Consider the following 26,864-nt stretch of genomic DNA (forward strand, 5'->3'; position numbering starts at 1 on the left):
TACCACAATCAGCCGCTAAACACGTTACCGGCGCCCGGCGCGCTTTTTAACACCCAGACGCGACCATAGTGATTATACCATCCGGCACGATGCCCGGCATCCGGGCCAATCCCCTGGTAAATATCAAAGTGCTGGCCTTTAATCGCTCCGCCGACATCCAGCGCGACCATCAAACGTAGCTCATACTGACCGCTAAATTTACCGTTGTTATCCAGCAACGGTACTTCCGCCAACAAGGTCGTGCCAGGCGGAATGATGCTGCGGTCGGAGGCGACGGATGCTCGCCCAATCAGCGGTACAGCGCTGGCGCCTTTGACCGGCGCAAAAGATTGCGGCTTAAAGAAGACGAACGACGGGTTCTGCTCCAGTAATTCACGCACTTCCGCTTCGCTATGCTTCTCTCCCCATTCGCGTATAGCCTGCATCGACATATCTTCTTTTTTCACTTCACCGCGATCGATAAGCACTTTACCAATACTGCGATAAGGCCAGCCGTTTTTACCGGCATAACTAAAGAAGTTCAGCGGACTACCATCACCGAAATCAATATAACCGCTGCCCTGGACATCCATAATAAAGTTATCCATCAGCGAATTACTCCAGGCCAGGATGTACTTATCGCTCAGCGCGCCTGCGTAGATCTGAGCGCGGGACGGTAAGCGTCCGCGTTTTGGCGGCATACTATAGATAGGATACTGGAACGCACCCTGGCGCGTATGGCGAGCCTGAACGACGGGCGTATAGTAGCCCGTGAACTGGACGTTACCGTAGTTGTCGGTGCCTTCCATCTGCCAGGCATCAATACCAAACTGGCGCATAGTGCGCGTATCGCCTCCGGAACGTAACCAGTTCTGGACAGCGTTATAGACGTTGCTTTGATTGGTGTATAAACGCGGCGACGCGGAACGGATCTGGTTGACCTGCTCGGCAAAGTCACCAGCATTAATCGGCGCGCCCACCGCGTCCGGCTGGTTTACCAGGGAGAAGGGCTGGGTAAATTTCCCGTCCTTATATTGCTGACCGCGATCGGTCGGTTTTGATGAACAGGCAGCCAGCATTGCCAGCATTACGCCTGTCGCCACATATTTTGCCCAACGTCCTTTCATGGTGTCTCGTCTTCTGCGTAATCGAAAGTGCCCGGTGAAGATAACAAACCGTCCGAAGTAATGAAATGCGATCGCGATCTCATTATGTAAATTCGTTTAAAAATCGCGCTATCTGCGGTGTATTTGCGCAATTCATGAGAAATTAGCGATTTATATGAAAAAAGGGTTGCAACAAAAGCTCAGCGGAGTATAGTGCGCATCCACGGACGCGGGGTGGAGCAGCCTGGTAGCTCGTCGGGCTCATAACCCGAAGGTCGTCGGTTCAAATCCGGCCCCCGCAACCAATTACAATGAGAATGCAAGTTTAGACGGACGCGGGGTGGAGCAGCCTGGTAGCTCGTCGGGCTCATAACCCGAAGGTCGTCGGTTCAAATCCGGCCCCCGCAACCAACTTAATGAACACCCTTACGGGTGTTTTTTTGTACCTGTCGTCTGGTCCGCAACGACAGTGCGGGCAGCATCCTACTTACCCGCGCAATAAACTCGCCGTCATCTCAGGTTAACTTCTTCTCGCCAGCGTCGCCCCATCGGCAAAATACGCTTTAATGCCCGCCAGAATCGACTCTGCGACCTGTTGCTGGAACGTCGCGGTCTTGAGCTTGCGTTCTTCTTCAATGTTACTGATAAACGCCGTCTCGACCAGAATAGACGGAATATCGGGCGCCTTTAACACCGCAAACCCCGCCTGCTCGACCTTGTTTTTATGCAGGTCATTAATTTTACCAAGCTGCTTCAACACCGCTTTACCGAATTTCAAACTATCGGCAATGGTCAGCGATTGCACCATATCGAACATCGTATGGTCGACATAACGGTCACCGCTTTTGCTCACGCCGCCAATTAAGTCCGAGGCGTTCTGCGTTTGCGCCAGATATTTCGCCGCGGTACTGGTGGCGCCTTTGGTCGATAGCGCGAATACGGATGAACCGCTAGGCTGCCGGCTGGTGAAGGCATCCGCATGAATAGAGACAAACAGGTCGGCGCGCTGTTTCTGCGCTTTCGCCACCCGGACTTTTAACGGAATGAAGATGTCTTCATTGCGCGTCATATAGACCTTCATGTTGCCTTCTTTTTCGATCAACGCGCGCAGGCGGCGGGCTATCTGGAGCACCACGTCTTTTTCACGCGTTTTGTATTTGCCTATCGCGCCGGGGTCTTCGCCGCCGTGTCCCGGATCAAGCATAATGACAATGGGACGATCGCGCCCCGCTTTACCGGGCTGCGGCCCGCTTTGCGAAGGCGGCACCTGTTTATCCAGATCGCCTTTATTGTAGTCTTCCAGCAGCGCCAGCAGCGGATCCTGCATATCCTGCGCATTGGCAGGATAAAGATCCATCACCAGACGTTCTTTAAAGCCTGCCACAGGCGCCAGCGCAAATAGCTGCGGCTTCACGTTTTGTTTTAGCTCAAAGACCATACGCACAGTCTTAGGATCAAACTGCCCTACCCTTGCGGATTTGATATACGGATCGTCGCTGCGAATCTGCGCGCCAATGCCTTTAAGCACCGAGTTCAGATTCACATCCTCAATATCTACCACCACGCGGTCCGGGTTACTTAAGGCAAATTGTTTATATTTCAGCAGACGATTCGACTCTACCGTGACGCGGGTATAGCTGGACGCAGGCCAGATACGCACCGCAACGACCTGGCTTACGGCAGCCAGCCCGACCTGGCTCACGCTTAATAGCCACATGGCGCCCGCGCCTTGTAGTAAACGGCGACGGCTGATTGCTGAATTGGCTCCCGACATGCTTCTCCCGAGCAAAAACTAAATAGAGATCATACAAAGTTCATCCAAATTGACCGGAAACTTTAGCGAATGACGCATAATCTGTCATCTATAAAAGGGTAAACATTCTTTTTATATTCACGGCATTACTAAGAAAAGCGATCGGACCGCATAAAATTTACGCTTGCACAGAGGGCAAAAACAGAATAAAAATACACTAATTTCGAATAATAATTCACTAGTGGGGCGAGCAATGATAAAGGAACGTAAAACCGAACTGGTAGAAGGGTTTCGCCATTCAGTTCCCTATATCAATACCCATCGCGGAAAAACCTTTGTCATTATGCTCGGCGGCGAAGCCATTGAGCATGACAATTTTTCCAGCATCGTTAGCGATATCGGGCTACTGCATAGCCTCGGTATTCGCCTTGTCGTGGTGTATGGCGCGCGACCGCAAATCGACGCCAATCTGGCCGCGCATCATCATGAACCGATTTACCACAAAAACACACGGGTGACGGACGCCAAAACACTGGAGCTGGTGAAACAGGCCGCCGGTTTACTCCAGCTTGATATTACCGCCCGTCTGTCGATGAGTCTGAACAATACGCCGTTGCAGGGCGCGCACATTAATGTCGTCAGCGGCAATTTCACCATTGCGCAGCCGCTGGGCGTTGATGATGGCGTGGACTACTGTCATAGCGGCCGTATCCGGCGCATTGATGAAGATGCGATCAACCGCCAGTTGGATAACGGCGCGATCGTTCTGATGGGGCCGGTCGCCGTCTCAGTGACCGGCGAAAGTTTTAATCTGACCTCAGAAGAGATTGCCACTCAACTCGCCGTTAAACTGAAAGCGGAAAAAATGATCGGTTTCTGTTCTTCTCAGGGCGTTACCAATAGCGAGGGCGGCATCATTTCTGAACTCTTCCCGAATGAAGCGCAGGCACGGGTGGAAGAGTTGGAAGCGCAGGGCGATTACAACTCCGGTACCGTACGTTTTTTGCGCGGCGCGGTAAAAGCCTGTCGTAGCGGCGTTCGTCGTTGCCATCTGATCAGCTATCAGGAAGATGGCTCGCTATTACAGGAACTGTTCTCGCGTGATGGTATCGGTACGCAGATCGTCATGGAGAGCGCCGAGCAGATCCGCCGCGCCACCATCAACGATATTGGCGGTATTCTGGAGCTTATCCGCCCACTGGAACAGCAGGGCATTCTGGTACGCCGTTCCCGTGAACAACTGGAGATGGAGATCGATAAATTTACCATTATTCAGCGCGATAATATGACTATCGCCTGCGCGGCGCTGTATCCTTTTGTGGAAGAGAAAATAGGCGAAATGGCCTGCGTAGCGGTACATCCGGATTACCGCAGCTCATCGCGTGGAGAAGTGCTTCTGGAGCGGGTTGCCGCCCAGGCACGGCAAATGGGGCTGCGTAAATTGTTTGTGTTGACGACGCGCAGTATTCACTGGTTCCAGGAGCGCGGTTTTACGCCTGTCGATATTGAGTTACTGCCTGAGAGCAAGAAAAAAATGTATAACTATCAGCGACGTTCAAAGGTGCTGATGGCAGATTTAGGATAACAAGGTGGGCCTGATGGCGCTGCGCTTATCAGGCCTACGCTCGAAAGCATCATTTGGAGGCCGGATAAGACGCTACGCGTCGCCATCCGGCGAGAACTCGTCTTATCCGGTACGACTGACTTCATCAAATAAGGTGGCTAATCCGCTGCTCCGCTCCGTGCGCGTCACAATCGCGCCTGCCAGGATCCGTTCATCGGCATACAGCGATAACCGCCGCCGCGCCCGCGTAACAGCGGTATACACCAGCTCCCGCGTCACGACCGGCGAACGCTGGCTGGGTAAAATCAGCGCGGCGTGATCAAATTCAGACCCCTGAGATTTATGTACCGTCATCGCCCAGGTTGTATCATGTTCCGGCAGACGGCTGGGCTGAACGGACTTGATCGTGCCGTCCGGCATCACAAACCAGACGCGTAACCCCTGCCCGCGATCGAGCGCAATCCCAATATCGCCGTTAAATAGCCCCAACGCGCTATCGTTGCGCGCAATCATTACCGGACGCCCTTCATACCAGCGAGAATGCGGGTGCCGCTGAATTTTTCGTTGCTGCACCATCGCCTGCTCAATGCGGTCATTCAATCCCCTCACGCCAAATGGGCCTTCGCGCAGCGCGCAAAGCAGTTGATACTCATTGAAAGCCTGAAGGATTGCCTCCGGCGCCGCTTTTTCATGCAGCAACCGCAGGTAGCGCCCATAGCCCGCCAGCGCTTCATCCAGCATCCCGGCATAATCGTCGCTGCTTTGCAATGTACGCTTCTCTATATCGCTAAACCCCTGCTGAAAAACAGCCTGGATTGCCGACCTGTCGCCGCAGTTAATCGCCGCCGCCAGCTTGCCGATGCCAGAATCGCTGCCGAAACGGTAGCTCTTTTGCAATAAACAGAGGCTATCGCGTAAAGATGCGGCTTGCGTTCCGGCCCCCGCCGGAATGGCGCTCCCTGTTAGTCGACTTAGCTGTCGGGCGCGTTCCGCCGTAAACCCTGCGTTGACATAGGCGCAAATATCGCCCAACACAGCGCCCGCCTCAACGGATGCCAACTGATCGCGATCGCCAAGAAAAATGACCCGCCCGTGCGGCGGCAGAGCGTCAATCAAACGTGACATCATCGGCAAATCAATCATTGATGCTTCATCGACCACCAGCACGTCCAGATGCAGCGGGTTGCCCGCATGATGGCGTAATCGCTGGCTGCCGGGCTGTGCGCCTAGCAGTCGGTGCAGCGTACTGGCGTCCTCCGGTATACGCTTTTTCTGCGCATCGGTAAGTGGAAGCTGACGCAACGCCGCGCCGAGCGACTCCGTCAGGCGTGCGGCCGCTTTCCCGGTCGGCGCTGCCAGCCGGATACGGCAACGTTCGCCATCCGCCATTTGAATTAATGCCGCCAGCAGCTTCGCGACGGTGGTGGTTTTACCGGTGCCGGGACCGCCTGAAATCACGGAGATACGGCGAGTTAGCGCTACGGCGGCGGCCACCTTTTGCCAGTTCACCTCGTCTGTCGGAGGGAATAGCGCGTCCAGAATACGGGATAACTGATCTTCATCTACGGCGATGGCCTGGTTAACCTCGTTAAAAAAGCGCGCAACCGTACGTTCGTTGCACCACATGCGATTCAGGTAGAGACGCTCGCCGCACAGAATTAACGGCGCGGGGCTATCGCCGCAGCTAACCGCCGCAGACGCCAGTAACCGCTTTTTCCAGTCGATTGGCGTAGCCGTTTCGCTTATACAGGCGACCAGTAAGGGATGCGCCTCCTCCGTTAACGTTAAACGCGACAACGGCAGACACACGTGACCTTCACCTGCGTCATGACTAAGCAGCGCTGCCGCCAGCGTCACGGCGGGATCGTCGTTACCGGCGACGGTTAAAGCAAACTGGGCATCAATGGGCCGTAAGAGTTTTTGTTCAACGGCCTCCAGCAACCGCTCCTGGATTGTCATTGCGCCTCCTCACTCATTTCACCTGCAAACATATCATCCAGTTGGTTAATTAACGCCGCCGCAGGACGAGTGGTAAAAATACCCTGCTGCGGACGTTCGCTATCCACCCCGCGTAAAAAGAGATAGATGACGCCGCCGAAATGGCGTTCATAGTCGTAATTCGCCATTCGATGACGAAGGTAACGGTGCAATGCCAGCGTATAAAGCTGGTACTGCAAATCATAGCGATGCGCCTGCATCGCCGCAGCCATCGCCGTCTGGGTATAAGCGGCGCTATCCTCGCCCAGCCAGTTAGATTTATAGTCGAGCAAGTAATAGCGCCCCTCATAACGGAACACCAGGTCGATAAAGCCCTTTAACATGCCGCGAACCTGCATGAAATCCAGCGCAGGGCAACCTGCTGAAAGCGGGTCGTACCGACGAATCAACGCATCCAGCTCTCCGGCGGTAAGCGGCTGGGCAATCGGCAGATAAAACTCCATTTCGACCTGTTTTTCACGCTCGGTCAGCACGCTCAGACTAACGCCCGTCTCGTTAAGGGGAACGTGTAACACGGTGTCCAGCCAGCGGGTAAGTACGGGCTCCCATCGCGTTTCAAAACCACTCAGCTCCAGTTTTTCCTGTACCCATTGGGGGTCTATCGGTTGAGTAAAATCAAGCTCTTCAAACAGGCTGTGCAAAAATGTTCCCGGCGATGCCCCGCGAGGAAAGTGATGCGGCGTCATTGCCGGCGCTTCCGCCGCTTCGCCAACGCCTGCGGCGTCAATGTCGAGACGAGGAATAAGATCTTGCGCCACGCTATGTCCCCGCTGCTGCAAACCGGAATAACTGGTGACGCGCCAGCTATCATAAAGCAGGCGTTGCAGCGCTCTGGCGCTGAGTTCCGCATGCGATGCAGCGGCAATTTGCCAGCGATCGTTATCCGTGTTGCCTGGCGTTCGACACACGATATCCTCGTCGCATAGCGCCTCAATACAGGCGCGAAGGCCTGCGGCATCCATCGGTTCGCCTTTTTGCAGGAGTCGCCCAAGCGCGCTTTGGTGCACATCCGTCTCGCCTTTCTTATCGCTGCGACGCCGTACCAGCGGCGCGACGCCGAGGCTGCAATGCCACACTGCACGGGTCAGCGCGACATAAAGTAGGCGCAGGTCTTCCGCCAGGCGCTCGGCTTCCGCCAGTGCTACGCTCTCTTCGGCGTGACTAAGGTCCAGCACCGCCTCGTAGGAGTGCCTGTCGTGATAAAAAGCCTGGTCCTGCACGCGGAAATGGGTGATAAAAGGTAACCAGACCAGCGGGTATTCCAGACCTTTCGATTTATGAATGGTGACGATTTGCACCAGATGCTTATCGCTTTCCAGACGTAGTTGCTGGCTGGAAGCATTGCTATCGGGTTCAAGGATATGCTGCGCCAGCCAACGCACCAGCGCATGTTCGCTTTCCAGCTGCGAACCGGCTTCCTGTAACAGCTCGCTAATATGCAAAATATCCGTCAGCCGACGTTCGCCTCCCGCCGTCGCCAGCAGGTTTTCAGCAATATTGCGCGCCGACATTAGCGCGCGCAGCATAGGCATCACGCCGCGTTTATGCCAAATCTGTCGGTAGCCATCAAACTCTTCGACAACCGCATCCCACGCATTTTCATCATTGTTAAGCGTTTCGATATCCAGCGCGGTAAGGCCCATCATTGATGTCGCCAAAGCGCTACGCAGCGTATTCTCACGTTCGGGCGCCATCACCGCCTGCAACACCCACAGCATCTCCTGCGCTTCGAGCGTTTCGAATACGCTGTCGCGGTTAGAAAGATAGACGGAGGGGATCGCCAGTAAGGTCAGCGCATCCCGTATCAGCGCGGCTTCCCGCCTGCTGCGCACCAGCACGCTGATATCCGAGGCACGAACGGGCCGCGACGAATCGCCGTTCGTCAGCAGCGCGTCGCCCGTTTGCCCGGCACGCAGCCAGTCGCGAATTTGTGTGGCGCACACCTGCGCCATATAACTTTGATAATCGCCCGAACCGCAGCTTTCTCCCTCCATTAGCCACAGGGTCATCGCCGGTTGAGGCGCGTCATTCACTTTAAATTGCAGCGACTGGTTTCTGGGCGCAAACTTTACCGGACTGAAGGGAATATCGCGGAACATAAAGGTGTCATTCATCTGACTGAACAGCTTGTTAACGCTATTCACCATCCCCGGCGCGGAGCGCCAGTTAGTGTCAAGGGTATAGTGCGCGCTCACTTCGCTGCGAGCCTTCATGTAGGTAAAGATATCCGCGCCACGAAACGCATAAATCGCCTGTTTAGGATCGCCAATCAGCAATAGCGCCGTATCGGGTTGATGTCGCCAGATACGGCGAAAAATACGGTACTGCTGTGGGTCGGTATCCTGAAATTCATCGATCATCGCCACCGGAAAACGGGTACGAATCGCCGCAGCCAGCGCCTCGCCGCTTTCACTACGCAGCGCGGTATCTAAACGGCTGAGCATATCGTCAAACCCCAGCTCGCCGCGCCGGCGTTTTTCCTGAGCCACCGTTTCACGGATCTCTGATAGAGCTCGGGTAAGAACCAGATCTTTAATCGATAGCGGTTCGCCCAACAGGTTATCAATGGCGACAAACAATGGGTGCTGGGGCGTCACGCCGCCAGCTTTGGTGCGCTCAGCTAAAAAACGCTGTGAAAATTTTCCCAACGCCTCGGGTAATTGATAGTTTTTCATCTCTTCTTGCGCCCACGCGGTGATCTTTTCGATCCATTTCGCCTGATTGCCGCGGTTGAACTTTCTGCGATCGATGCCGGATGATTCGATCAGCGCGTCCAGCTCGCTAACCGCCTCACACCACTGCTGCTTCACCTGGTTGATGCGCGCCAGGATCTGTTCATGACGCGATGCCAGCGTCTCCTCCTGCGATGGCGGCGCTTTAATGACCGGCGCTTCGCCCTGCAGATAACGATCGATATCCTTTAAGAGCGCCTTCGGTCCCTTCCACACGTCAAACACCACCTGCGCGATGTCGCGCGGCAGCGGATAGCAATGACGCCGCCAGAAATCGGCGCAGGCCTGATAACGCAACAAAGATTCGTCTTCAATAAGCTGTTGCTCAAACAACATACCGGATTCGAAAGCGTTCAGGCTGAGCATACGCTGGCAAAAACCGTGGATGGTAAAAACCGCGGCCTCGTCCATTTGTCGTTCCGCCAGTAATAACCACTGTGCGGCCTGCTTTTTGTCGCTAATTTCTTCCAGCAAGCGGGCATAAAGCGGATTATCCGTGCTTTCCCGCAGACAGGCGATGCGCAACTCATGGATATTACTGCGGATTCGCCCACGCAGCTCTTCAGTGGCGGCCTCCGTAAAGGTTACCACCAGCAGTTCTTCAACGGTCAACGGGCGGGGAAATGCGGCACTGCCGCCCAGGCCGAGCAATAACCGCAGATACAGCGCCGCGATAGTAAACGTTTTGCCTGTGCCCGCTGATGCTTCAATCAAACGCTCGCCTGTAAGGGGCAAGCGCAGAGGATCAAGAGTCTCGGCGACATCATTCATTCTTTTCGCTCATTAGAGGTAACGTTTGCTGCAAAGCGCTGACGTTATCCCACACTTTCCAGCCTGTCGGATGCACGTATTCTGCTTTTCCATTCTGGCTACCAGCAATCTGTGACAATATTGCCATACCTTGTGGTTCCACCACCGCCTGGTGGAAGAAGTCAGCAAACTTTTGTGGCGTCAGCAATTTTATCTGAGCGATGATTTTATCACGCGAGTCAAAGCGCATATTACCCCGATCGAAATCCTTGCTTAAACGGGATGCTTCTTCGCCCAACGTTTGCGGCGCCTGGCGCATTTGCGTAATGATCGCCTGCTGAATTTGGGCGAACTCTTCCGGCTTCATCGCCCTCAGCTTCGCCTCGGCGTCAGGGAAAAATGCCTGATAGCGTTGCCACAGGTAAGAGGGCTGTTTATCGTTGCTCTGTAGCAGGAATCCCATTCCCCACTGACGGCCAACGCTCATCGGAAAGGCGAAAACGGCGTATCCCAGTTGCTCTTCGGTTCGTAGCTGATTGTAAAACCACGGTTGAACAATCTGACCTAACATCGCGCTGTAGGCGGCGCTGACATACTCGTCGTAGCCGACCGGGACAAAGACCGCGGCTAACGCGGAGTCGGTGCTACTGCCCGCTTTTTCAAATATTACGGACTGCTTTTTCTCAACCACCACGTCTTTGTTACGACACCACGCCGATCCGTTCGCCGCGAGCTGTTTTTGGACATCTTGCGCCAGAGAGGTCGCCTGGGCTTCGCTCATATTTCCTATAACCAGAAATTCCGGACGAGCGCCCGTTTTTAACGCATTACGATAGGCCATCACCTCTTTTAACGTAATGGACGGCAGCAAAGCGCGACGTTCATCACGGGAAAAATAAGGCACCTGCGAAATCATCTGCACCGGCATAATCGCCTGTTCGTAGGCTTTTCCCTTCTCCGCAGAATCCATCATCTGCGTATACCAGGATTTCGCCTGCGCCAGCTGTTCCTCCGTGGCGTCGTAGCTAAAATATCCTTCCAGCAACGCCAGGAAAAGCTGCGGCAAACGCTGGGTATAACCGTTCGCAGTGACCATCAGACCATTGTTGGCGTTAGTGGAAAAGCTAATGCCGCCCACTGCCGCCTGGTTGCTGAGCTGATCGAGCGCCATTCCCGCCAGATAATCATTAAGGGCGAACAGTACCTGATTGCGGGCGCTGTCCATCGCCTGCGGGTTACGCAATACCACGCTCACGTCAGCTTTTGGCTCGCTGGCGAAATAACGACTCGGCGCATAAACCACGCGCAAATCCGCTTTATCGACAATCAGTTCTGGCCGCACGTAGTTTTTGTCATTCTTAACAAGCGTGAAATCATCAGGAATATAGGGGTTTAACTCCGGCAGCGACAACGCAATGCTCTGTGCTTTTTGCTGCCAGTTTTTAAACGTCTGTTCGCTAATCTTATCGACCTGATAAGGCGCATCCACAAAATACGCCGTCTTATTATGGGGTTCCTGGGGACTGATGTACCAGATGCGCGCATTCTGCGGCGTCATCATCGCCAGGCGATTTTTGATAGCGGCAGGATCGTAACGATCGGCGATATTCGCCGCATCCAGCGTATGCGCTACCAGGACGCGGATCATAGTGTCCGCCAGCCATTCGACATAGTCCATATCGCGGGTAATCGACGGATAGCGGAAGTCGAGATCCAGCACATGCGCCAGCTCGTCAAAGTAACGTTTATCTATCCCTTTTTCACGTAACGTATTGAGATAGCTAAAGATAGCTGCGACGACTTCATCACGATTGGCCAAACCTTTATCGGTCAGCGTTGCCGAAATGGCAAATACGCCGCTGTTACCATTAACAATCGGATCGGAATCCGCGCTAATACCTTCGACCAGTCCTTGTTTTTGCAGCCAGTCAGAGAGCGTCCCCGGGCTACGATTGCCAATCAGATAAGAGACCAGTTCATCGGTCTTGCTACGGAACTGCGCGCTATTGTTATCAATACGAAACTCCACGCGCAGCACTTTACGCGGTAGCGCCGGCACGTAATGAATAATGATGCCCTTCTGCGCCTCGGTGATGACAGGTACGTTAATTTCCGGTTTTTTAATCGGTTTATTCGGCACGCGACCATAGGTTGCGGCGGCAATACTCGCCAGTTCCGGCAAGGGTTTATTACTGTAAATCACCGCCTTCATCAGATTAGATGAATAGTATTTTTCATGAAAAGCGATCAACGCCTGTTGCACCGGATTTCCCGGCTTATCGCTTAGCGTTTCCAGATTGCCGCCAGAAAAGTGCGAGCCTGGATGCGCCGGGTTAATGGTTTCGGCGCTTACCTGCGCCATACGCATACCGTCGCGGGTGCGCGCCATCGTCAGCTCGGCATTCACCGCGTTTCGTTCGCGTTCGGCATACTTTTTATCGAGCAATGGCGCGGCAATGGCGTCGGCCAGGCGATCTACGGCGCCTGGAAGCGCGTCGTTTTCAACCTCCAGGTAGAAGGCTGTTCGATAAGGCGCGGTGCTGGCGTTGTGGCTACCGCCATGTCTTTTAAGGTATTCGGCAAGGCTATCCGCCTGCGGATATTTTTTTGACCCCATCAGGCACATATGCTCAAGATAATGAGCAAGCCCCTGATGAGCCTCAGGATCTTCAAGCGATCCAACGGGCACCACTAACGCTGAAAGAGACTTTACAGCCTGCGGATCGGATACCAGCAACACCACCATGTCATTATCAAGACGTATCGCCTGATACTGCCGGGTATCTTTATCGCTTTTACGGATAGTTTCTTGCAGCGGTTGCCAACCGATATCCGCCTGAACTGCAGGCCCCCAGAGGGCGACCAATAACAATAACGCTTTGAACCAGGTGCTGCGGGGCATTCACGGACCTCATCATTAACTTTCATTCCCACTCACCTCGATGGTCACATAAACCATCGACCTGAGCGGAACGGGATATTATTGTGCTGAACCAGGCAGCATCTTTTTATCAGTAATCAGTCCGTGACGAAGAGCGCATCATAGTCGAAGCCTTTTAATTGCGCGATTTTCATACAATCAACGAGACTGATTAAAACGAAACAGCGGTAACAGGTAATGCCGGGACTGCGCAATGATAGCCTGCAACGTTTCAGATTCCAGCTGACGCCAAAGACGTTGATACCAGATATCTTCGCCTTCGCCGCTCACCATCATGTTGCCTTCATAAGCCTGTAGAAACTTTGTTCTGGCCTTCTGTAAGGTGTCATCGTCGTCTAACATGACATCATTTTCAGCGTCATAACAGGCTTTTATCCATGCGCCGCCGCTTTCCGGCAGTACCAATAGCGGAGAAGACATGCCTTCCCGGTAGCCTTCAATCAGTTGCGCCAGGTAAGCCATTGCCTGCGCTTTATCAAGTGGCGGAAATCGCCATTCTCCCTCTTTGCGCAAAAACAGACGACTTTCGCCACTCCCGCCGCTGGCACAATAGACAAGGTGTTCCAGCCAAAGTTTCACACCTTGCGCAACGCTGATTAAAGCGGGACGCCAGCGCAATAATCCATCCTCCTGTACCTGCGGTAGCCAGCCGGTTAGCTGAACGCCATTGCAAAGCAGATCCACTTCCAGGCTTTGGCTCGGCTTACGACAGGCGATAACCCGGCTTGCCAGTTGCTGCATCTCCTGACATTGCGCATCCCAGAATATTTCGCCAAACGCGCCGTAAGGCAACTCTCCCGCAGCCCGGAAACGGCGGAACAAGCGTTCGGCGTCGTCCTCTTCAACCAGCGTATTGAGCAACTGTTGGTTAAGTTGATATCGCGTCAATCCCTCTAATTCAAACGGTTCCGCATCAGGAATCTCACTCTCTTCCGAGCGGAAATTAACCTGAAGCCGCATCTGAAAAAATGCGCGTACCGGATGGGCCCAAAAACGCTGCAGACTTTCCAGAGTCAATGTTTCCGGCATCGTAAAAGGAAGCGGCTGCACAAAGTCAGAATGCGCTTTTCCCGACTGACTCGCCGCGGGCAACCACTCTCTGGCATAACTTTGCTGTTCGCCGGGTTGGTAATTTTGCGCATCAAAAGGCATACGGGTATGCAGACGCGTAATATGCGCTTTGACTCGTGCTTCGCTCTCATCACAGGTCAGCGTTTCGTCGCCCGGCAAATAGTGGCTTTGCCCGATGTAATCCACCAATTCTTGCACCAGTACAGAGGGAAAGCGTTCGCTATTATCCTGGATGGAGCGACCGATGTAGCTGATATACAGCGTTTGCTGCGCCGAAATTAACGCTTCCAGAAACAGGTAGCGGTCATCGTCGCGACGGCTTCGATCCCCGCGCATGGGTTTTTGGCTCATCAGGTCAAAGCCCAACGGCGCAAGCTGGCGCGGGTATACGCCGTCGTTCATTCCCAGCAGGCAAACGACTCTGAACGGAATGGAACGCATCGGCATCAGCGTACAAATATTGATGGGGCCCGCCAGGAAGCGCTGGCTAATACGTTCCTGATCCAGACGCTGCGCCAGTTCATCCCGCAGTAGCGAAATCGGTACCGCGTCGCCATATTCCGCCGCGACGCCTTCGGCGATAATGGCCTGCCACTGCTGTTCAATCAATGTCATTGCCGCTTCCGTGTCCGCATCGGGCAGGAAGAAATCATTGAGCATGTCGCGACAAACGGGCAGCCACTCTTCCAGCGGTCGCTCCTGCGCCAGACCGCGCCGCCAGATATTAAGCTGCATCAGCAGCGAAGCCAGATGCCCGACCAGCTCGGCAATCAGACCGCTGGATTCGTCATAAGGCAGAACCGACTGCCACTCGCCCTGGGCGCTTTCCATCGCATACCCCAGCAGCATACGCGTCAGGCCAAATTGCCATGTATGCTGCCCTGTGGCAGGAAGTTCCAGCTCGCGTACGTTGTCATCGTCAATTCCCCAGCGAATGCCTGACTCATTGACCCACAAGCGCAAATAACGCAGCCCTTCTTCGTTGATCGTAAAGCGGGCAGCCAATACCGGTACGTCTAACAACGCCAGAACATCCTCGGAGACGAAGCGGCTGTCCGGTAACGAAAGCAGGCTGATAAATGCCTGTAACACCGGATGTGACTGACGCGCCCGCCGATCGGAAATGGCATAAGGCAGATAGCGCTCCGTTGGCGCGCTACCAAATACCGCCTGGATAAACGGGCTATAGCTGTCAATATCAGCCACCATAACGATAATGTCGCGCGGCGTTAGCGTCGGATCGGCTTCCAGCATCGCCAGCAGGCGATCGTGCAGTATCTCCACCTCGCGCTGCGGGCTGTGACAAACGTGAAAAGAGAGGCTGTTATCCTCGGGATCGAGCAGACGCTTATTGTCGCTGCGCGAATACTCCTCAAGATTTACGCCCGCCACCGCATGGCTTTCCAGTTCAAGGATGTCCGCCTGAATCCGATGCAAAAGATTATCTGGCGTAATATCAACAAACGCATCCAGCTCCTGGCTGTTTTCCAGTTCAGATAGCAGGTAGATATAATCCCGTCCCAGTTTTCCCCATGAGGCCAGTAGCGGATTCCCGATATCCTGTTCACCGTCGCTGTTAAATAAGGCTTCCGGATTCTGGTTTTCACGGAACAACGGTAAATGACGGTCTTCAAAACTGTGACGACGCTGGCGAGCCATGAGTTTTGCCAGCCAGGCTGGGTCTTTAATATCCCCCCAGTAATACCGACACGGATTAGTAAAAAGGAGATGGATTTCAATATGTTTACCCAGCGCCTGCAATGCTCTGAGATACACTGGCGGTAACGCGGAAATGCCGCAAATAAAAACGCGGGACGGCAACCCTGGCGGGCAGGCGGTCGCGCTCTCCAGCGTCTGAATAAAGCGTTGGTAGAGATTGGCGCGATGCCAGCGCGGCTGCCCCAGCGCGGCGGTATATTCCACCAATGCTTTCCACAGCGGCGCCTGCCAGTTTTGCGCCTCCCCCAGACCTTCCACGGTTTTTCCCGCTTCCCACTGCGTAAGCCAGTCAGGCCGATAAACCAGATACTGATCGAACAGGTCGGCGGCGCGCGCGGAAAGCTGAAAGAGTTTGCGTTTATCGGTGTCGTCGGTCAGATAATGGCGCAGCAGTACAAACTCATCCTTATCCAGCAACTGCGGCAGCAAGGTCATCAGTTTCCAGCTCATGCTTTGTTTGCTGAAAGCGCTTTCTTTGGGGATATCCGGCAACACGCGGACAAACATCTCCCAGATAAAACTCGCCGGTAATGGAAAAGCGATATTCGCCGCAATACCAAACTTTTGTGAAAGGGTCATCTGCAGCCACTGCGCCATACCCGTGCTTTGCACCAGAATCATTTCTGGTTCAAAGGGATCATCCAGCCGCTCGCGTTCGACGATGAACTCCATCAACGCTTCCAGCACATCCAGACGATTGGAGTGGTAGACCCTTAACATAATTACTCCTGACGATTAACGATTTGGACAATGCAAGCGCGTCATTTGCCCCTGCCTGCCAGAGGGTGAAACCATCGTGACGCTGATGCTGACACATCCCGATTGCGTTGTCTGCATCCGGTTGGCCTTCCAGCTGTCAGCAGGCGAAAATGGATACAGCGCCGTTTGCTGCCACGCCTGCCGCCAGATCTGGAGATACTGATGTCGTAATGCAAAACTGTGCATTAATACCCGCTGATAGCCTGACAGCGCGGTGACGATCATTACCATTAGAACCATCGCCACTAAAACTTCCGGGAGGCTAAACCCGCGTTGTAAATTCAGGGGATGCGACATAACGCCACCTCTTTTAACGGACAAAAATCGCTCCAGCCGTGGGGAGAAAAGACAATGCTTCCCTGAATGACGTTGCCCAAACGCCATAACGTCATGCCGTCATCTTGCGCCGCCATCACCACCTCATCCCCCGATAATCTCCGCAAACAGACTCTTGCTCCTGAAGAGGAATAGCGCCGACATTCCATTTCGGTTACGCCTGACCATAGCTGCCCCCGCCCCCATTCCAGCGCCGACTGCACAAGCGCCTGGCGTTGTATCGCCATGCTCTGCGTCGTCACGCGGGCGGCATAGCTGGCCTGCTGCTGATTTACGCCTTGCAGTAGCAGACTGCCCAGAATCAGTATTAAAAGCGCCAGTATTAGCGAAGAAGCGCCACGTTCCCGATTCACAGATTAAATCCCGTTACGCTGTATTGCGCGTCAATAACCGTCTGAGGCTCGGCTTTGCTGGCGCCACGCAGATGCAGCATGAGCACTGGCGAGAATCCCGTTATATCCCGGCGCTCAACGTTAAACGCCGTGATGAGTACCGTATTGGGATCGGTCATTTTTTCCCATCCCTTACCCTGGCAAGATGTTGCTCCGCGTAATGTCTCCAGAACGTTATCCTTCATACGGAACCCGGTCTGGTCGGCCTCTTTCGCCGGTATGGTATCCCAGACCCCGTTATTATTCCCGTCCCACTGAACGATGACGCATTGCCCCTGTTCGGCAAGATGTAGCCCTTCGCCGATACAGTGGCCATGACAATAACCCGCACGTTGAAGATGCTTCGCTACGGTATAGGTTCGCTGCCAGATTTCATCTTCCAGCGATAACTGTCGCGTGTTGTGCCAGATCTCACGCTGTAGCGCCGGTAAAAATCGTGCGGACCCAAGCAGTAAAATGGAACCTATCGCCATCGCCAGCACAACTTCCAGTAGCGAGAACCCCCGCGTGGTTATTGACACGTGGCGGCCTCGTTACGCTCGCATAGCCTGATTCGCCCCCAGGAGGAGACGACCAGACGCCACTCTCCGGCAGCGTTTTTCAGTACGATGTGCCCTGCCCATGCCGTATTGCGCAGGCCAAAGAAGGCTAACGACGGCGTGATATCGGCAAGGACGACATCACGCCAGTCGGGCGTAAACACAAAGGGGGAAGATGGCGTACACGATGTTTGCGTAGCAACAGAGCTGACAAAGCACCATGAACCGCCTTCGCTGACCACGCGAAGAATGTGATCGCGGTTATGCCAGTGAGCATCCTCACGAAGTTGCAGCAGGTAATCCCGCACCTGACATGCGGTTTGCCACAGGCGCTGTTGCTGCTGCCAGCGTTGCCAGCCATAAAGTCCTGTGGCGCTGAGAATGATAATGAGCGACATCGCGACCACCGTTTCAATGAGCGTATAGCCCTGTTGTTTTTTCATGTCGGCAGTATGGCGGGCGGAAGAAAAATAACGAGCGCCAAATACAGATTGTTCGGCGCGTTACGGAAAAAAGTTCATGTCTTGCAGCGCGTTGCAAAATTTCAGGAATCCGCGCCGAAGATTGAGACGAAGGGTAAAAAAAACCGACGCGCAATGACGTCGGTTATGGCAGGATCGTCAGCGCTTAGATAGCGACCGGCGCTTTAATACCGGGGTGCGGATCATAGCCTTCAATTTCGAAATCATCGAACCGGTAGTCAAAAAGCGAATCGGGTTTACGCTTAATCACCAATTTCGGCAGCGCGCGAGGTTCACGGCTTAATTGCAGGTGCGTCTGCTCCATATGGTTGCTGTACAGGTGCGTGTCGCCGCCGGTCCAGACAAAATCGCCGACGTCCAGGTCGCACTGTTGCGCCATCATATGCACCAGTAACGCGTAGCTGGCAATGTTGAACGGCAGACCGAGGAACACATCGCAGGAGCGCTGATAAAGCTGACAGGAGAGTTTTCCATCTGCGACATAAAACTGGAAAAAGGCGTGACACGGCGCCAGCGCCATCTTATCCAGCTCGCCGACGTTCCACGCAGAAACGATAATACGACGAGAGTCCGGGTCGTTTTTAAGCTGGCTTAAGACCGTGGCGATCTGATCGATATGGCGGCCATCCGGTGTTGGCCATGCACGCCACTGCTTACCATAAACCGGGCCTAAATCGCCGTTCTCATCGGCCCATTCGTCCCAGATGGTGACATTATTTTCGTGCAGGTAAGCGATGTTGGTATCGCCCTGCAAAAACCATAGCAGTTCGTGAATAATTGAACGTAAATGGCAGAGTTTCGTCGTCACCAGAGGAAAGCCTTCCTGCAGGTTAAAACGCATCTGATGGCCAAAAATGGAAAGCGTGCCGGTGCCGGTACGGTCGTTTTTCTGTGTGCCTTCATCCAGCACTTTTTGCATCAGTTCTAAATACTGTTTCATGGTTCCTCAGGAAACGTGTTGCTGCGGGCGGCGGCGATATGCCCAAACCATCATGATCGCGCCAGCGATAATCATCGGGATAGAGAGAATCTGCCCCATGCTGATGTACTGTACCCACGCGCCGGTAAATTGCGCGTCCGGCTGGCGGAAGAATTCAACAATGATACGAAACGCGCCATAGCCAATCAGGAATAATCCGGAGACTGCGCCCATCGGACGCGGTTTGCGAATAAAGAGATTAAGGATGATAAACAGCACCACGCCTTCTAATGCCAGTTCATACAACTGGGAAGGGTGGCGCGGCAATACGCCGTAGGTATCAAAAATAGGCTGCCATTGCGGATGTGACGGCAGCAACGCAATATCTTCCGCGCGTGAGCCAGGAAAGAGCATGGCAAACCGGAAGTCAGGATCGACGCGCCCCCACAATTCACCGTTGATAAAGTTGCCCAGACGCCCGGCGCCCAGGCCGAACGGAATTAACGGCGCAATAAAATCAGACACCTGAAAGAACGAGCGCTTCGTGCGCCTGGCGAAGATAATCATCACCAGTATCACGCCGATAAGCCCGCCGTGGAAGGACATGCCGCCGTCCCAGACGCGGAATAAATAGAGCGGGTTATCCAGAAACAGAGGGAAGTTATAAAACAGGACATAGCCAATACGTCCCCCCAGGAAGACCCCCAGGAAACCTGCATAGAGTAAATTTTCAACTTCGTTTTTGGTCCAACCGCTTCCCGGACGGTTAGCGCGACGCACCGCCAACCACATCGCGAAAACGAACCCCACCAGATACATCAAGCCATACCAGTGAAGCGCGACGGGCCCAATTGAGAAAATGACCGGATCAAAGTCCGGAAAATGCAGATAGCTACTGGTCATCTGTCACCACAATTTCTTGTTATTTCGCTGAAGAGATAGCGATTGATAAGCGCGCCTGCGCGTTGCAGACGCTCCAAAGGTGCGAATAATAGCACAAGGGTTAAAAGCGAGATGCCGATTACCGTTAAAAGATATGTATACGCATTGTCTTTCATCTTGCAGGCGTGTTGTCTGCGCCGTGAATCCACAGTCACTCTCTTTTCCCGCTCCAGTCGTTACAACCCTCCGCGAATCAATCCCCCCATCCCGCGGCGCTCCATAAACGCCGCCACCTGATGACGCACTTCGGTCGCCATCTGCGCCTCAAGGCTGCGTCTGGCAAGGGTTTGCGCGTCTTCAAAATCGATATGCCGCAGCAGATATTTCACACGCGCTACCGAACGGCCATTCATCGAAAGATGGCGATATCCCAGACCGATAAGAATCGCCACGCACATCGGATCGCCCGCCATCTCGCCGCACAAGCGAAGATCGAGGCCATTTTTTTCGGCTTCCTGCGCAATCATGCTCAGTGCGCGCAGCATAGCCGGATGCAGACTGTCGTAAATACTGGCCACGCGGGTATTGTTGCGATCTACCGCCAGGATATATTGCGTTAAATCGTTGGTGCCGACCGAGATAAAGTCGATCCGGTTAGCCAGATGCGGCAGCATAAATACCATTGACGGTACTTCCAGCATAATGCCGATACGCGGTTTCGGGATCGCATAGCCGATCATCTCCTCGACCTCGCTCCCGGCGCGTTCGATCAGACGCCGCGCTTCATCGACTTCATCAATACTGGTGACCATCGGCAACAAAATGCTGAGGTTGCCAGTCGCCGCATTGGCGCGCAGCATCGCGCGGACCTGGATCAAAAAGATCTCCGGCTGATCCAGCGTAATGCGGATCCCGCGCCAGCCCAGACACGGGTTCTCCTCGCTGATCGGCATATAGGGCAGTTGCTTATCCGCTCCCACATCCAGGGTCCGCAGCGTCACCGGTTTATCGTTAAACATTTGCAGCATCCCTTGATACTGCGCCACCTGCTCTTCTTCCGAGGGAAACCCGCTTTGCAGCATAAAGGGAATTTCAGTACGGTACAGGCCGATACCGTCGATCCGACTGCCTAACTTTTCCTCATGCTCGGGACTGAGCCCGGCATTCAGCATCACTTTGATACGCTCGCCGCTTTTCAGTTGGGCGGGAAGATTGACGTCGTCCTCCGCCAGACGACTGAGTTCTATCTCTTCACTAATGAGCCGCTGATATTCCTGAATAAGTACGGGTTCAGGATCGACCACTAATTCACCGCGATAGCCATCCACCACCAACGTACGGCGATGTAGCACCGAAGGCTGGATATCCGCACCCATGACGGTCGGGATACCGAGCGCGCGCACCATAATCGCCGCATGCGAGTTTGCCGCGCCGTCGCGCACCACAACGCCCGCCAGCCTGTCCTGCGGCAGCTCCGCCAGGGTGGTCGCCGACAGCTCATCCGCGACCAGAATAAAACGTTCCGGCCAGGCGTTTGGCCCCTGAACTGAATCATCAAGATGGAATAACAGCCGCTGCCCCAGCGTGCGTAAGTCTCCCGCACGTTCTTTGAGGTAGTTATCGGTTAGCGCCGCAAATTGCTCGGCAAATTTTTCGATGATTTTTTTAACGGCCCACTCCGCAACAGCGCCTTTGTCGACCTCGGCGAAGAGTTCGCGACGCAGTCTGGCGTCTGAAAGCAGGTGTGAGTACAGATCGAAAATGGCCGCCGTCTCTTTTTGCGCGCCGGCGGCAAAGCGTTTGCTGTATCGTCGGAATTCGTTCGCCGCCTCTTCCAGCGCGCCGGTCAATCGTTCGCGTTCAAGAGAGGTATCCAGCGTAGACGCTTCGTAAACCTGTTCCATCAGCGGCATGGTCGCGTCTTGCCAGCCCGTTGCGATAGCCACGCCCGGCGCCGCAGGAAGCGCACGAATTCGCGTCTGCCGGTATTGCCCGAACAGCGCTGTGACCTGCGACTGTGACAGGATAGCCGCCATCTGCGTAGCGAGCGTGACGAGGAAAGACTCTTCGCTTTCATCGTACTGGCGCAATTCGCGCTGCTGTACGACCAGCACGCCGAGAAGTTGGCGACGCTGAATGATCGGCACGCCGAGAAACGCGCGAAAACGCTCCTCTTTTACCGAAGGAATGTATTTAAAGCTGGGATGTTTTTGCGCATCGGCAAGGTTAATGGGTTCCGCCAGTCTGCCCACCAGACCGACGATCCCCTCATCAAACGCAAGCGCAACGGTTCGACCACGCGGTTTTTTCAACCCCCGCGTCGCCATCAGGTAATAACAGCGTCGGTCATGATCGGCCAGGTAAACCGAGCAAACCTCTGTATCCATCGCAAGACAGATATCCGTGACCAGAATATTCAGCGCCTCGTTCAGACGCGGCGCACTGGCCACTTTTTCGACTATTTCGCGCAGGCGAGTGAGCATAATTTGCGTGGCTTAACCTCTTTTACGTCGATAAGCAGGCGCGCTTTGTAGCTTAGGGGGATTATCCTGAAGCGCCATGACAACACTTGCAAACTCTTTCATTACCCTGCGGTAGACATCGCGTTTAAATGACACCACTTGTCGAACCGGATACCAGTAACTTACCCAGCGCCAGCCGTCAAACTCCGGCGTACTGCTGGTTTGCATATTGATTTCGGCGTCGGCGCTCATTAACTGCAAAAGAAACCACTTTTGTTTCTGGCCGATACATACCGGCTTTGTGTCCCAACGCACCAAACGTTTTGGTAACTTGTAACGCAACCAGTTGCGAGTAGAAGCAAGGATCCGCACATCTTTACGGCTTAACCCAACTTCTTCAAACAGTTCCCGGTACATCGCCTGTTCTGCCGACTCCCCTGGATTTATCCCGCCCTGCGGGAACTGCCAGGAGTGCTGACCAAATCGCCGGGCCCACATCACCTGCCCCTGACGATTACAAATTACGATACCTACATTTGGGCGGTAGCCATCGTCATCAATCACCGGACTACCTCAACATAAACCTTATATATGAACGATTGTTTCATACTCCAGTGAGGCGGTAAACCACTCTGTAATAGTGACACAGCCTAATAACAATTGAATAACTCACAGTAAATAGCCGAGTTATAAACAGATGATGACGCCCTTGCGCCATTTTATTCACCTTTTCTGTGGATATAGTTGTGAAGAAGTATGGAATTACCACGGGAAAACCCAGAACAGTCTGAATTCCTCATGCTGGAGACAGTAAAAATAGTGCCTTATATTCATTGCGTTATAGACAAATCTTACATGCTACCTTCATAAAGCGTGACCAGCATCACATCTAAGATCCTTATGCTGATGAAAGATCAACCAGCGTCGGTTTTATCCACAGATTGTGCCAATAACTTACGCACTATTTGTCTGAATTTTCGATTTTCGTCGCACGTCAAGGCTGTAAATGGAAACAGTAGTGGTGGTTTTACACAGTTATCCCAACTTTCTGTGGATAACATAGTGTAAGATCCTGTTTATTGTCAGTGACCAGAATTGGAAAACCCGCTTCAGCGTTGCGCAACACGAGGAAACAACACAAAAAAGGCAATAAAAATCAGTCTATTGAATATAAGACACAGAAAAAGATAAACTCTGCCCATACGGTATAAAATCACTGCTCATTTTTTGACCTAAGGTAATTGTCATGTCCGCTCTTTGTCCGCTACTGACTCCGCCTGCTTCGGAAGCATTGCTGTTAGCCCAGGCGCGGCAGCTTTCCGGCTATACGTTAGGCGAGCTGGCGGCGATGGCCGGCATTACCACGCCTAAAGATTTGAAGCGAGACAAAGGCTGGATCGGCGTCTTGCTGGAGATCTGGCTCGGCGCCAGCGCCGGGAGCAAGCCGGAGCAGGATTTCGCCGCATTAGGCGTAGAACTGAAAACCATCCCGGTGGATAGTCTGGGTCGTCCTCTGGAAACAACCTTTGTTTGCGTGGCGCCGTTAACCGGTAACAGCGGCGTGACCTGGGAGACAAGTCACGTACGGCATAAATTGAAGCGCGTGCTATGGGTGCCGGTCGAAGGCGATCGCAGCATACCGTTAGCCGAACGCCGCGTAGGTTCGCCGCTACTCTGGAGTCCGAGTGAAGAAGAGGACAGGCAGCTACGCCTCGACTGGGAAGAGCTGATGGACATGATAGTGCTGGGCCAGGTGGAACGCATTACCGCCCGCCATGGCGAAGTCTTGCAACTACGACCCAAAGCCGCCAATGCCAGGGCGCTCACCGAGGCTATCGGCGCGCGCGGGGAACCTATTTTGACGCTACCGCGTGGATTTTATCTGAAAAAAAATTTTACGCAGGCGCTGCTGGCTCGCCATTTTTTATTGCAGAATCCGTAACGTCCATTACACGCAAATGCGCCTCCGCTATGGCTACGCGTCGGACCGACGCTCGATAAACGTAAGCGTATTGTCGCCGCTATTTTACACCGTTCCTGGTTGCGCAAATTCAGCCTGGGCTTTCGCCCGTCACTCGACGGGCCTATAATTACCGCTTCTTTTTTTGGCAGGACTTTGTTCGATGTTATTTGCATGGATAACCGATCCTAATGCCTGGCTGGCGCTCGGTACGCTGACGCTGCTGGAGATTGTACTTGGGATCGACAACATTATTTTTCTTTCTCTGGTGGTAGCAAAACTTCCTACGGCGCAACGGAACCACGCACGGCGGCTTGGGTTGGCGGCGGCGATGGTCATGCGCCTGGCGCTGCTGGCGTCAATCGCCTGGGTCACTCGTCTGACTAATCCGCTGTTTGAGCTTTTCGGCGAAGCGATTTCCGCCCGCGATCTCATTCTTCTACTGGGCGGGTTATTTTTAATCTGGAAAGCCAGCAAGGAGATCCATGAGTCCAACGAAGGCGAAGAAGAAGGGTTAAAAACTCGGGTTTCTTCTTTCCTGGGCGCAATAGTGCAGATTATGCTGCTGGATATTATTTTCAGCCTTGATTCAGTTATCACAGCGGTTGGCCTCTCCGATCATCTGTTTATTATGATGGCGGCAGTCGTTATTGCCGTGGGCGTCATGATGTTTGCGGCACGGCCCATCGGCGAGTTTGTCGATCGTCATCCGTCGGTAAAAATGCTGGCGCTCTCCTTTCTGATCCTGGTTGGCTTTACCCTGATTCTGGAAAGTTTCGACGTTCACGTTCCGAAAGGGTATATCTATTTCGCCATGTTCTTCTCTATCGCAGTAGAGAGCCTGAACCTGTTGCGTAATAAAAAGAATCCGCTGTAATCCTGTCTCGCTCCCCCGCTGGGGGAGCGAATACTCACTTTATTTCCTTTCTTCTCACAGATTAAGATTTTGCTGCTTCCGACATGCAGAGCTGCGCGTTATTACTAGACTATTATCAGACATATGATTAACAGACTATTATCAGATGCAGGCTACGTGAGGACAAACGGATGAAAAAGTGGGCAGTTGTAATTTCCGCAGTAGGGTTGGCTTTTGCGGTATCCGGATGCAGCAGCGATTATGTAATGGCGACGAAAGATGGTCGTATGATCCTGACCGATGGAAAACCGCAAGTTGACGATGATACCGGTCTGGTCAGCTATACCGATGCACAGGGAAACGAGATGCAAATCAACCGTGACGAAGTGTCTCAAATCATCGAACGTTAAGCGGTGGCCTGTGATCGAGGTCAGCGTTCTGCAAGCCTTCAGGCTGCGTCCCGTAACGGTGCGTGGCGACCACGCCCGGTAACAATTACGCCGCGCAGCCTGCAATTTTACTTTCCCTTTTGCCTTCCCTCTGCCATTTTTATTGTCCTTTGTCGGGAATTTCTGACTTCATAATAAAAAGGAAACGGCTATGCACTATCACCGTATACCCCACAGCTCGCTCGAAGTAAGTACGCTAGGGCTGGGCACAATGACATTTGGTGAACAAAACAGCGAAGCCGACGCTCACGCACAGCTCGACTATGCCATCGCAAATGGCATTAACCTTATCGACGCCGCCGAAATGTATCCGGTACCGCCGCGCCCGGAAACACAAGGGCTGACGGAGTCCTATATCGGTAACTGGCTCGCCAAACGCGGCAACCGTGAAAAACTGATCATCGCCAGCAAAGTTAGCGGACCGGCACGTAATAATGATCAAGGCATCCGGCCTCATCAGGCGCTGGATCGTAAAAATATTCGCGAAGCGCTACACGACAGTTTGACCCGGTTGCAGACCGACTATCTGGATTTGTATCAGGTGCACTGGCCGCAGCGCCCCACTAACTGCTTCGGTAAACTCGGCTATAACTGGACGGACTCCACGCCAGTAGTAAGTCTGCTGGAGACGTTAGACGCGCTAAGTGAGTTTCAGCGAGCGGGTAAGATTCGTTATATTGGCGTTTCAAATGAGACAGCGTTTGGCGTTATGCGCTATCTGCACCTGGCGGAAAAACATGACCTGCCGCGTATTGTCACGATCCAGAACCCCTATAGCCTGTTAAACCGCAGCTACGAAGTCGGGCTGGCGGAAGTCAGCCAGTATGAAGGTGTTGAATTGCTCGCCTACTCCTGTCTGGCGTTTGGCACATTAACCGGTAAATACCTGAACGGGGCCAACCCCGCAGGTGCGCGGAATACCTTGTTCAGCCGCTTCACACGTTACAGCGGCGAACAGGCACAAAAAGCCGTTGCCGCCTACGTCGATATCGCGAAGCGTCACAATCTTGATCCGGCGCAGATGGCGCTGGCCTTTGTTCGCCGCCAGCCGTTTGTCGCCAGTACGTTACTGGGCGCAACCACGATGGCGCAGCTCAAGACGAATGTGGAAAGTCTGCATCTGACGTTAAGCGAAGAGGTCCTGGCGGAGATAGAGGCGGCGCATCAGGTTTATACCTATCCGGCGCCGTGATGGTCAGTGCCCGGTGGCGCTAC

General features: G+C 53.7%; 19 protein-coding genes and 2 tRNA genes. 7 read left to right on the forward strand and 14 right to left on the reverse strand.

Annotated elements, in window-relative coordinates; all coding sequences use genetic code 11:
- Nucleotides 1–8 precede the first annotated feature (8 nt).
- Nucleotides 9–1,106: a murein transglycosylase A gene (gene mltA, locus ACFK9X_RS19400; protein ID WP_000678626.1), complete on the reverse strand. Its 1,098-nt coding sequence runs from the start codon at nucleotides 1,104–1,106 to the stop codon at nucleotides 9–11.
- A 207-nt stretch (nucleotides 1,107–1,313) separates the two neighbouring features.
- On the opposite strand from mltA, the gene ACFK9X_RS19405 reads away from it, so the two are divergent.
- Both ACFK9X_RS19405 and ACFK9X_RS19410 read left to right on the forward strand, forming a co-directional pair.
- A tRNA-Met gene (locus ACFK9X_RS19405) sits at nucleotides 1,314–1,390 on the forward strand.
- A gap of 29 nt (nucleotides 1,391–1,419) precedes the next feature.
- Nucleotides 1,420–1,496 (forward strand) — tRNA-Met (locus ACFK9X_RS19410).
- 109 nt (nucleotides 1,497–1,605) lie between these two features.
- Here the strand turns inward: ACFK9X_RS19410 and amiC are convergent.
- Complete coding sequence (gene amiC / locus ACFK9X_RS19415) at nucleotides 1,606–2,859, reverse strand: N-acetylmuramoyl-L-alanine amidase AmiC (protein ID WP_000011919.1); 1,254 nt, start codon at nucleotides 2,857–2,859, stop codon at nucleotides 1,606–1,608.
- Between the two features lie 232 nt (nucleotides 2,860–3,091).
- Here amiC and argA point away from each other — a divergent pair, with 232 nt between their 5' ends.
- Nucleotides 3,092–4,423 (forward strand): amino-acid N-acetyltransferase, encoded by a 1,332-nt coding sequence (gene argA, locus ACFK9X_RS19420; RefSeq protein WP_000588970.1) that lies wholly within the window; start codon nucleotides 3,092–3,094, stop codon nucleotides 4,421–4,423.
- A gap of 102 nt (nucleotides 4,424–4,525) precedes the next feature.
- Here argA and recD read toward each other — a convergent pair whose 3' ends face one another.
- The 12 genes from recD to rppH all read right to left on the reverse strand — a co-directional run bounded on the left by recD (nucleotide 4,526) and on the right by rppH (nucleotide 22,948).
- Nucleotides 4,526–6,361, reverse strand: coding sequence for an exodeoxyribonuclease V subunit alpha (gene recD, locus ACFK9X_RS19425; protein WP_151117404.1), 1,836 nt, complete (start codon nucleotides 6,359–6,361; stop codon nucleotides 4,526–4,528).
- Complete coding sequence (recB, locus tag ACFK9X_RS19430) at nucleotides 6,358–9,903, reverse strand: exodeoxyribonuclease V subunit beta (RefSeq protein WP_151117406.1); 3,546 nt, start codon at nucleotides 9,901–9,903, stop codon at nucleotides 6,358–6,360. Before recB ends, recD begins: the two co-directional genes overlap by 4 nt.
- Nucleotides 9,896–12,784, reverse strand: a complete 2,889-nt coding sequence (ptrA, locus tag ACFK9X_RS19435; protein WP_151117408.1) for a pitrilysin — start codon at nucleotides 12,782–12,784, stop codon at nucleotides 9,896–9,898. Before ptrA ends, recB begins: the two co-directional genes overlap by 8 nt.
- Before the next feature lie 177 nt (nucleotides 12,785–12,961).
- The gene (gene recC / locus ACFK9X_RS19440) at nucleotides 12,962–16,333 is read right to left on the reverse strand and encodes an exodeoxyribonuclease V subunit gamma (RefSeq protein WP_000946829.1); all 3,372 of its coding nucleotides are present in this window, start codon (nucleotides 16,331–16,333) and stop codon (nucleotides 12,962–12,964) included.
- A gap of 15 nt (nucleotides 16,334–16,348) precedes the next feature.
- The gene (locus ACFK9X_RS19445) at nucleotides 16,349–16,669 is read right to left on the reverse strand and encodes a prepilin-type N-terminal cleavage/methylation domain-containing protein (RefSeq protein WP_000019290.1); all 321 of its coding nucleotides are present in this window, start codon (nucleotides 16,667–16,669) and stop codon (nucleotides 16,349–16,351) included.
- The gene (locus tag ACFK9X_RS19450; RefSeq protein ID WP_001078536.1) at nucleotides 16,654–17,061 is read right to left on the reverse strand and encodes a DUF2509 family protein; all 408 of its coding nucleotides are present in this window, start codon (nucleotides 17,059–17,061) and stop codon (nucleotides 16,654–16,656) included. The genes ACFK9X_RS19445 and ACFK9X_RS19450 overlap by 16 nt, the downstream gene beginning before the upstream one ends.
- Nucleotides 17,058–17,621: a prepilin peptidase-dependent protein gene (locus ACFK9X_RS19455; RefSeq protein WP_000029148.1), complete on the reverse strand. Its 564-nt coding sequence runs from the start codon at nucleotides 17,619–17,621 to the stop codon at nucleotides 17,058–17,060. Before ACFK9X_RS19455 ends, ACFK9X_RS19450 begins: the two co-directional genes overlap by 4 nt.
- Nucleotides 17,612–18,082 (reverse strand): prepilin peptidase-dependent protein, encoded by a 471-nt coding sequence (locus ACFK9X_RS19460; RefSeq protein ID WP_000744668.1) that lies wholly within the window; start codon nucleotides 18,080–18,082, stop codon nucleotides 17,612–17,614. Before ACFK9X_RS19460 ends, ACFK9X_RS19455 begins: the two co-directional genes overlap by 10 nt.
- Before the next feature lie 184 nt (nucleotides 18,083–18,266).
- A complete protein-coding gene (thyA, locus tag ACFK9X_RS19465) occupies nucleotides 18,267–19,061 on the reverse strand; it encodes a thymidylate synthase (protein ID WP_151117410.1) in 795 nt (264 codons plus the stop codon).
- Nucleotides 19,062–19,067: 6 nt separating this feature from the next.
- Nucleotides 19,068–19,943: a prolipoprotein diacylglyceryl transferase gene (lgt, locus tag ACFK9X_RS19470; protein WP_000204645.1), complete on the reverse strand. Its 876-nt coding sequence runs from the start codon at nucleotides 19,941–19,943 to the stop codon at nucleotides 19,068–19,070.
- Between the two features lie 215 nt (nucleotides 19,944–20,158).
- Nucleotides 20,159–22,405 (reverse strand): phosphoenolpyruvate--protein phosphotransferase, encoded by a 2,247-nt coding sequence (gene ptsP, locus ACFK9X_RS19475; RefSeq protein WP_151117412.1) that lies wholly within the window; start codon nucleotides 22,403–22,405, stop codon nucleotides 20,159–20,161.
- 12 nt (nucleotides 22,406–22,417) lie between these two features.
- Entirely contained in the window at nucleotides 22,418–22,948 is a 531-nt protein-coding gene (gene rppH, locus ACFK9X_RS19480) for an RNA pyrophosphohydrolase (protein WP_000564481.1), read from the reverse strand.
- A 682-nt stretch (nucleotides 22,949–23,630) separates the two neighbouring features.
- Between rppH and mutH the strand changes: the two genes are divergently transcribed.
- From mutH to ACFK9X_RS19500, 4 genes are all read left to right on the forward strand, one after another.
- Entirely contained in the window at nucleotides 23,631–24,326 is a 696-nt protein-coding gene (mutH, locus tag ACFK9X_RS19485; protein ID WP_001274930.1) for a DNA mismatch repair endonuclease MutH, read from the forward strand.
- 181 nt (nucleotides 24,327–24,507) lie between these two features.
- Nucleotides 24,508–25,221 carry a TerC family protein gene (locus ACFK9X_RS19490; RefSeq protein WP_151117414.1) on the forward strand — a complete coding sequence of 238 codons (714 nt, stop codon included), beginning with the start codon at nucleotides 24,508–24,510 and terminating at the stop codon, nucleotides 25,219–25,221.
- 170 nt (nucleotides 25,222–25,391) lie between these two features.
- Nucleotides 25,392–25,610, forward strand: a complete 219-nt coding sequence (locus tag ACFK9X_RS19495; RefSeq protein ID WP_000758662.1) for a YgdI/YgdR family lipoprotein — start codon at nucleotides 25,392–25,394, stop codon at nucleotides 25,608–25,610.
- A 190-nt stretch (nucleotides 25,611–25,800) separates the two neighbouring features.
- The gene (locus ACFK9X_RS19500; RefSeq protein ID WP_023201367.1) at nucleotides 25,801–26,841 is read left to right on the forward strand and encodes an NADP(H)-dependent aldo-keto reductase; all 1,041 of its coding nucleotides are present in this window, start codon (nucleotides 25,801–25,803) and stop codon (nucleotides 26,839–26,841) included.
- Nucleotides 26,842–26,864 lie beyond the last annotated feature (23 nt).

The sequence above is a fragment of the Salmonella sp. WC3 genome, assembly GCF_042932255.1.
Lineage (GTDB): Bacteria > Pseudomonadota > Gammaproteobacteria > Enterobacterales > Enterobacteriaceae > Salmonella > Salmonella enterica.

Bases quoted from the DNA above. Each gene is read 5' to 3' on its own strand.
- ACFK9X_RS19490 (WP_151117414.1), top strand. From the start codon at position 24,508: ATGTTATTTGCATGGATAACCGATCCTAATGCCTGGCTGGCGCTCGGT.
- amiC (WP_000011919.1), bottom strand. From the start codon at position 2,859: ATGTCGGGAGCCAATTCAGCAATCAGCCGTCGCCGTTTACTACAAGGC.
- lgt (WP_000204645.1), bottom strand. From the start codon at position 19,943: ATGACCAGTAGCTATCTGCATTTTCCGGACTTTGATCCGGTCATTTTC.
- mutH (WP_001274930.1), top strand. From the start codon at position 23,631: ATGTCCGCTCTTTGTCCGCTACTGACTCCGCCTGCTTCGGAAGCATTG.
- thyA (WP_151117410.1), bottom strand. From the start codon at position 19,061: ATGAAACAGTATTTAGAACTGATGCAAAAAGTGCTGGATGAAGGCACA.
- argA (WP_000588970.1), top strand. From the start codon at position 3,092: ATGATAAAGGAACGTAAAACCGAACTGGTAGAAGGGTTTCGCCATTCA.
- ACFK9X_RS19495 (WP_000758662.1), top strand. From the start codon at position 25,392: ATGAAAAAGTGGGCAGTTGTAATTTCCGCAGTAGGGTTGGCTTTTGCG.
- ptrA (WP_151117408.1), bottom strand. From the start codon at position 12,784: ATGCCCCGCAGCACCTGGTTCAAAGCGTTATTGTTATTGGTCGCCCTC.
- ACFK9X_RS19460 (WP_000744668.1), bottom strand. From the start codon at position 18,082: ATGAAAAAACAACAGGGCTATACGCTCATTGAAACGGTGGTCGCGATG.
- mltA (WP_000678626.1), bottom strand. From the start codon at position 1,106: ATGAAAGGACGTTGGGCAAAATATGTGGCGACAGGCGTAATGCTGGCA.
- recC (WP_000946829.1), bottom strand. From the start codon at position 16,333: ATGTTAAGGGTCTACCACTCCAATCGTCTGGATGTGCTGGAAGCGTTG.
- recD (WP_151117404.1), bottom strand. From the start codon at position 6,361: ATGACAATCCAGGAGCGGTTGCTGGAGGCCGTTGAACAAAAACTCTTA.
- ACFK9X_RS19445 (WP_000019290.1), bottom strand. From the start codon at position 16,669: ATGTCGCATCCCCTGAATTTACAACGCGGGTTTAGCCTCCCGGAAGTT.
- recB (WP_151117406.1), bottom strand. From the start codon at position 9,903: ATGAATGATGTCGCCGAGACTCTTGATCCTCTGCGCTTGCCCCTTACA.
- ACFK9X_RS19500 (WP_023201367.1), top strand. From the start codon at position 25,801: ATGCACTATCACCGTATACCCCACAGCTCGCTCGAAGTAAGTACGCTA.
- ptsP (WP_151117412.1), bottom strand. From the start codon at position 22,405: ATGCTCACTCGCCTGCGCGAAATAGTCGAAAAAGTGGCCAGTGCGCCG.